The sequence below is a fragment of the Veillonella sp. CAG:933 genome, from assembly GCF_000431435.1.
GTDB lineage: Bacteria > Bacillota > Negativicutes > Veillonellales > Veillonellaceae > Veillonella_A.
The window spans coordinates 1-7,516 of the sequence record NZ_HF986236.1 but is presented as its reverse complement, the minus strand read 5'-3'; the positions used below and the strand labels follow the sequence as shown (position 1 = coordinate 7,516).

The following is a 7,516-nucleotide window of genomic DNA, read 5'->3' as shown; positions in this document are numbered from 1 at the left end:
AAAGCCGCTTCTTCCGAATCAAATACCCTGGCCGGACCACTGTGTACCAACATTTCCGGATCCACCGCACCGGCTTTAACGACCGAACCGTCCGGCGCCAAATTACCTTTCAGAACGGCGATACCACCGGTTTCATACACCGGATTGGACCACGGATGAACTACATCTTCATCCAGCACTTTAGCTACTTTAGCAAGTTCCCCTTGCGTAACCAAAGTTACGGATTTGGCATCTTCGTGTAACTTGCCCGCTTCCTGTAAACGATGAAGTACGGCAGGAATGCCGCCCGCTGCATACAAGTCTTCAATGAAGTACGAACCGGATGGTGATAATTTTGCCAGCTGCGGTGTAACTTCAGCGAGTCGGTTAAAATCATCCAAGCTTAGTTTTACACCCGCCTCATGGGCTACTGCCGGTAAATGTAAGGCCGTGTTCGTCGAACCGCCAAGCACCATGTCGACGGCTACGGCGTTTTCAAAAGCATCTTTGGTAAGTACATCCCGTGGTCTTAAATCCGCTTTCAAAACCTCCATCACTTGAAGTCCTGCCCGCTTAGCCAATCTTAGTCGTTCCGAGTATACCGCCGGTATCGTACCGTTCCCCGGAAGAGCCATGCCCAAAGCTTCGGTGAGGCAGTTCATGGTGTTCGCCGTGTACATCCCGGAGCAGGAGCCGCAAGTCGGACAAGCTGTATCTTCGAGCTGTGCTAATTCCGCCTCGCTCATGAGCCCCGCTTCTACCTTGCCTACCGCTTCGAATACATCGCTGAGGCCTACCCGTTTGCCTTGATGTCGCCCGGCGAGCATCGCTCCGCCGCTGACGAAAACACTTGGCAGATTCAATCTGGCTGCCGCCATCAACATGCCCGGTACGATCTTGTCGCAGTTCGGAATGAACACGAGCCCGTCAAACGGTGTAGCCATGGCCGTCGCTTCAATCGAGTCGGCTACAATCTGCCGTGTCACCAGCGAGTACTTCATGCCGATGTGATTCATGGCCGTGCCATCGCAAATCCCGATAGTGTTGAATTCCATGGGAATACCACCGGCTTCACGAATCCCGTCTTTCACAGCCTGCACCAAATTACGTAAGTGCATATGGCCCGGGATGATTTCATTGAACGAATTGGCGATACCGATGACCGGTTTGCCGATTTCTTCATTCACAAAACCCAACGCTTTTAGTAACGACCGATGTGGTGCTCTTGCCACCCCTTTTGAAAAATTATCACTTCGCATGTTTCTCGCTCCTTTTCCTAATCGAATAACTTGCAAGGCCTTCGCCTGTAGTTTAAGCTCTTGGTACTTAATAAAAATTAACGATGTCACTTCATAATTGCCATTCAATCTTTGGCATCTTCTTGAAATATCGTGTTAGTAATAAAAAAAGACGATTCCGAAGAATCGTCTTAAAAATATCCGGCTAAATGTTCTCTTGTCTCTCACAAATATACGAAATACAGTATACGGTTTATGGCCCAAGCTCTTTATTAGCTTGCCTTCCCTTGCATCAAGGGGAGCTCAGGGCCATGATTTGTGGAAACTTTTAAGACGATGTCTGTTAAGTTTTGTTCACGGCTAATGACGATAATAATGTCAATAATAATGAGCAAGCTAATAATGAGCACGACTAAACCTAACATAACATTGTCCTCCTTTCCACAGTATTTTATGTGCCTTGGCACGTAACTTAAATCGATATCTGAAAATCCCAACGACCAACTGTCCACTGACCTTGTATCGTTGTTCATTATATTAGCACTTCATTTTTAAAATTGCAAGTACTAATTTTCAATTTTTTTAAAATAATAGACAAAAATCCATATCTAATAAACAACACAAAAATGCGCCACGAGCATACATACTCATGGCGCACCATAACTAAGCTTTTATTAAATTATTGAGCCTCCTGAAGCGACTCCGTAGCCTCACGGTTACCGTTAAGCAAGACGCTATGCTTGCGGCCGTAGCCCATGTAAACCAAAAAGCCTAAAACACTCCAACCCACGAAGAGCTCTATAGTATGAGCCGATAATTGTGAGAATACAAAGAGGCAGAAAATTATAGCGAGCGGTGCTACCACATACACGGCAGGGCAACGGAAATCGCGTTTAACATCCGGATATACCCGACGTAACACCATAACCCCGAGAGCCGAACACATGAAGGCAAACAAGGTACCGGCCGAACACATCTCAGCTACGATATGAATCGGCGTGAAGCCCGCAATCAATGAAACCACCACACCTACAATCATCGTAATAATGTGGGGCGTGTGAAACTTTTTATGAATGCGGCATAAGCTGCGCGGAATCAAACCGTCACGACTCATGGCGTAAAAAGCACGGGTCTGCGCATAGATCATAACCAAGAGCACCGTGGACAAACCACAAAGCGCACCGGTCCCGACGATAGCCGAACCGGCTCNGGCCCCGACGATAGCCGAACCGGCTCGCATGCCTACATATTCAAGTACGTAGGACGCCGGTGCCGCCGTATCAAGCTGTTGATACGGTACCACACCGGTCATGACAATGCTGACCGCAATATATAAAACCGTGCAGATAAGCAGTGACGCGATGATGCCCACCGGCATATCCACTTTAGGATTCTTTGTTTCTTCCGCCGCCGTCGCAATGGAGTCAACCCCGAGATAGGCAAAGAATAAAATGCCCGTACCGGCTGCGACGCCTTGCCAACCATATGGTAAAAACGGCTCCCAATTAATTGGGTCCACATGAGGGGCCGCCAAGAAAAGGAACAAGAAAATCGTACCCACTTTGATTAAAACCAGTATGCGATTAACTCGCGCACTTTCACGAATCCCCAGAACCAAGAGCCCTGTAACGAACAGCACCACCAACATGGCCGGCAAATTCACAATGCCCCCTTCATAGGGAACCGCCGTTAAAGCCTTCGGCAAGTCGATGCCCGCTGCATGCAAGATGCCCACCAAGTACGCCGACCAGCCGCCGGCTACCGCACTGGCTCCGACCGAGTATTCAAGGACCAAGCCCCAGCCGACCCACCAGCCGAAGAATTCGCCCAAGGACGCATAGGTGTAGGTATAAGCACTGCCCGAAACCGGCAACATGGCCACCAGCTCCGCATAGGCCAAACATACAAAGGCACAAGTAACAGCTGCCAATACGAATGATAACATGAGGCCCGGCCCCGCATAATTAGCAGCTCCGATACCGGTAAGTACGAAAATACCCGTCCCGATAATAACGCCTAAACCTAATAGGGTAACATCCAAAGCGCTCAATGCTTTGGTTAATTTTTTCTCCGCCGCCGCTGCAGTCAAATCAGCCAACGGCTTCCTACGCAACGAAATCACAAAATTCCTCCTATACTACTTACGCTACTTGCCCGGATCCGGCCATTAACACTTTGATACTCCATATCAAACAAATTACATGACAAACTATCAAGTTTTTAACCGCACATTACCCAGGCTTTACCTAACTATTATACACTATTTACAAAGATAACCAAAACGATTCCACCGGAAGATAACCAAAACGATTCCACCGGAAGATTCCCTACGCGACTCTGACTAATTTTCTTGCAAACGTTACCGGCACACAAAAAAGGCAGCCCCCCCAAGGACTGCCTTTTGTTGTTATTTCTAAACAATGACTAATGCATTATTCAATGATTATGCAGTTTTTTCTTCACCATTTACGGCCGATTTAGATACTAAAGCTTTATTGATAAAGCCTACCACAAAACCTACCACAGTAAATGGAATCCAGCCCATACCTACGTTATGGAACGGTACATAATTAGCGAACCATTCGCCGAAGGCACCAAGGCTTACACCGGCTGTTTCAGCACCGCTGACAAAGGCCGCTACACAGGTCAAACCGATAGTCCAAACATATACACATTGACGACCTTGGAATGTGTTATTCAAGAATGCCAAAGCGATGATGGCAATAGTCAACGGATATAAGAACATCAATACCGGAATGGCAGCTACGATGATAGTTTTCAAACCATACATACCGATGAAGAACGATACAACGGTGAAAATTACGGCATAGGATTTATAACCGATAACCGGGAATACACGTTGGAAATATTTAGCACAAGATGTGATCAAACCGATACTGGTTGTCAAACATGCCAACAATACAATAACGGCCAAGATTAAAGCACCGATACTGCCAAAGAGGTATTTAGCACTTTCAGCCAATACAGGTGCACCTGTTTCCAAGATGCCAAGTTGCTGCACACTGGTAGCCCCCAAATTAGCTACGAAAATGTATACAAAACCAAGGCAAGCAACGGCGATGATGCCCGCTTTAAAAGTAGCACTAGTAACTTCTTCTTTCGTCTTAACACCGGATAATTTTACAAAGTCAATTACAAGAATCGCAAATACCAAGGAAGCCAACGCATCCATTGTGTTATAACCGTCAAGGATACCTTGAACAACCGCAACACCTGCGGTAGCATAGGATTCAGTCGGATTCATATAAGAACCCATTGGTGTAACCAAAGATTTTACAATCAAAGCACAGATACTGATTAACAATAATGGCGTTAACACTTTACCGATACGGTCTACCAATTTGGCAGGGTTAATGGATAACCAAAGAGATATTACGAAGAATACCACCAAGAAAATCGTCTGTGACATATCACTGCCACCGCCAGCTAAGAACGGACGAACAGCAATTTCATAAGATACGGTACCGGTACGCGGAATAGCGAAGGCAGGTCCGATAGTTAAATATAATAATACCGTGAAAAGAAATCCGTATAACGGATGAACTCGGCCGGCCAATGCCTGTAAGTCTTTGGCCCCGGAATAACCCATAGCCATAACACCGAGGAGCGGTAAGCCTACGCCTGTCACAATGAAGCCCAGAACAGCCCACCACACATTAACCCCGGCCTGTTGTCCCAATGACGCCGGGAAAATTAAATTGCCCGCACCAAAAAACAATGCGAACAACATCAAGCCTATAGCTATATAAGCTCGATTACTCAATTTTACATTTTCTGTATTCATAAGTCCCCATCCTCTCTCAATTAAAATAGGTTTGCAATAGATTATACAACGTTTTTACATATTGTACAAATGTATTTTAAAACTTTTTACCGGTTTATTCATTACTTTTTCGCATAAATTTATAACAAACATCATATACTTATCAAAAAAGCCGAAACATAAATTCCCCGGAACGCCCATTTTAACTGAATAATATGTGTAATCATCATTTTATCATAAAGTTGACAATTCTCATTCAACTTCTAAAAACTCATCATTTTATTTTGTAAATGGAGACAGTTTAATCCTATAGGGGTGTAATATCCACTTTTACGTCATAAAAAGTGCTGCCTTCCGCATAATCGGTCAGTCTTGATGAGGTTAACGCATTAATGCTGTTTCGGGGATCCGAAGAGTAGCGTTGCCACCAAACACCATAAGAAACTACCGTTTTAGGGCTAATTCCTTCATCCAAATATACGGGCATCTGTAGGGTTCCTTGCTCATTATAAAGGCGTACCAAATCACCTTCAACAACGCCGAGTCTCTCCGCATCAATCGGATTAAGCCACGCGCCCATCATCGGTTTCGACGTATCAAAGACCCGTTCATTAAATGATGAATCAAGAATTCGCAAATCAGGTGCATTAATAAGGGCGAACTCACCTTTTGCCACCGTATCACTGTGAGACTCAACATAGCGCGGAAGCGGCTCAGCCAGTATCGGATTTAAGATTTCAATCTTATGGGACGCCGTTTTAAAAGTCATTTTGTAATTATTTGGAACCAGCATTTCCACCGGTTCGCCTTGTAGTAATTTCTCTTTCAATTCCGCCGGTACATTAACGGCCCCGTCAAGCGTATCGTGGATTAAATCTAAAGCTGTTTTATCAAAAAACGGATCCGTAATCCCCATTGCTTTAGCGATAAGACGAATCGTGTCCCAGTTCGACTTGCTTTCACCGATCGGTTCAATCGCTTTATAACCTATAGCACTGGTGTAATGACCATAGGAATTATAAATATCATCCGCTTCTACTGACGAAGTAGCAGGCAAAACAATATCCGCATATTTAGCCGTATCGGTCAAAAAGCGCTCATGCACGACGGTAAATAAATCTTCGCGAGCTAGCCCTTGGCGCACCAAATTCTGGTCTGGTGCCGTAATCGCCGGATTGGATGAATAGATATAAAGACAGCGGATTGGCTCTTCTTCCTGGTTCAAAATTTCGCCTAGTTTAACCATCGGTACCATCGGCACGACCTTGCCGGCATGAACATCCCAGGACATAACTTTATCATTAACGTAAAAACTGCCCTTCGCGTCGCTCAAAAGGCCACCGCCCAACGTTTCATAAGCTCCGACCACGGCCGGTAAACAGGTTATGGCACGAACGGTCATGGCTCCGTTGCCATAGCGGGACAGACCGCTGCCCAGGCGGATAAACGGTGCTTTTGCCTGGCCGTAAGCATGCGCCAACGCTTCAATTTGTGCTGCCGGCACGCCCGTAATGGCGGATACCTTTTCAGGTGTATATTCAGGTAATGATTCTTTAACAAGTTCATCATAACCAATAACATTATTGGCTATAAACTCACGATTTACCAAGTTATCCCGTTCTAAAATATGAAGAATCCCCAACGCCAAGGCACCGTCTGTTCCCGGTTTGGTAATGATTACTTCATCGGCTTGTGCACAAGTGGTGGTTTTGTAAATATCAATGACCCATACTTTGGCGCCCCGTGCCTTCGCTGCCTTCACATCATGCATGATGTGAATTTCTGTAGCCAACGCGTTCAGACTCCAAAGAATAACAAGGTCACTGTGACTCATTTCCTGTGGTCGCGTGCCGAATGTATCACCCATAACCATATTCCACCCGTATGTTTTGGCCGGCGAGCATATCCCCCGATTATGTCGCACTGCCCCCAGACGGGCAAACAGCGGAAAAGCGGCGGCTTTTTGAATCAGCCCCATAGTTCCTGCATAGGAATAAGGCATGATACTCCGGCCACCGTATTTTTGTAGACTGTCCTTAAAACGAGCAGCAATCGTTGCCACTGCTTCTTCCCAAGTAATCGGTTCAAACTCACCGCTGCCTTTCGGACCGACACGTTTTAACGGTGTCCGCAAGCGTTCCGGCGAGTGAATTGTATCTTCATAATGCACCATTTTAGGGCATAAAGTACCGCGCGTAAACGCATGATCCGGATTGCCCTTTACGCTTAACACGGTGTTATTCTCTACCGTTAATACCAAACCACATGCATCGGGGCAGTCATAAGGGCACACAGCATTGATTTCTCGTTTACTCATAAAGCTCTCTCCTTTTCAAGTTAACTCTTTTACCTCAAATTATAGTTCTCCACTATAATCTCATGCTAAGGTTTTATTTTAATGTATCTACTCAACATTGTAAACCTCTGATATTGTATCAGTTGTTGCATATATCACCGGCATGCATTCTTTTGATTCCTGATTCAATCATAACCACCCGTAGAACGGGTGGTTTGC

5 protein-coding genes are annotated in these 7,516 nt (G+C 45.6%); all 5 read right to left on the bottom strand.

Going from position 1 to position 7,516, the window contains the following annotated elements; all coding sequences use genetic code 11:
* Window positions 1-1,238, bottom strand: a 1,238-nt coding sequence (gene ilvD, locus QZL64_RS12195; protein ID WP_296309633.1) for a dihydroxy-acid dehydratase, incomplete at its 3' end; no start/stop codon positions are given.
* A 251-nt stretch (window positions 1,239-1,489) separates the two neighbouring features.
* The gene (locus QZL64_RS12190) at window positions 1,490-1,642 is read right to left on the bottom strand and encodes a hypothetical protein (RefSeq protein ID WP_021842240.1); all 153 of its coding nucleotides are present in this window, start codon (window positions 1,640-1,642) and stop codon (window positions 1,490-1,492) included.
* Window positions 1,643-1,896: 254 nt separating this feature from the next.
* Window positions 1,897-3,339, bottom strand: a complete 1,443-nt coding sequence (locus tag QZL64_RS12185) for an amino acid permease (RefSeq protein WP_021842239.1) — start codon at window positions 3,337-3,339, stop codon at window positions 1,897-1,899.
* Window positions 3,340-3,660: 321 nt separating this feature from the next.
* Window positions 3,661-5,022: a branched-chain amino acid transport system II carrier protein gene (brnQ, locus tag QZL64_RS12180; RefSeq protein WP_021842238.1), complete on the bottom strand. Its 1,362-nt coding sequence runs from the start codon at window positions 5,020-5,022 to the stop codon at window positions 3,661-3,663.
* Between the two features lie 286 nt (window positions 5,023-5,308).
* Complete coding sequence (locus QZL64_RS12175) at window positions 5,309-7,318, bottom strand: molybdopterin-containing oxidoreductase family protein (protein WP_021842237.1); 2,010 nt, start codon at window positions 7,316-7,318, stop codon at window positions 5,309-5,311.
* Between the last annotated feature and the right edge of the window lie 198 nt (window positions 7,319-7,516).

Bases quoted from the DNA above. Each gene is read 5' to 3' on its own strand.
- QZL64_RS12190 (WP_021842240.1), bottom strand. From the start codon at position 1,642: ATGTTAGGTTTAGTCGTGCTCATTATTAGCTTGCTCATTATTATTGAC.
- brnQ (WP_021842238.1), bottom strand. From the start codon at position 5,022: ATGAATACAGAAAATGTAAAATTGAGTAATCGAGCTTATATAGCTATA.
- QZL64_RS12175 (WP_021842237.1), bottom strand. From the start codon at position 7,318: ATGAGTAAACGAGAAATCAATGCTGTGTGCCCTTATGACTGCCCCGAT.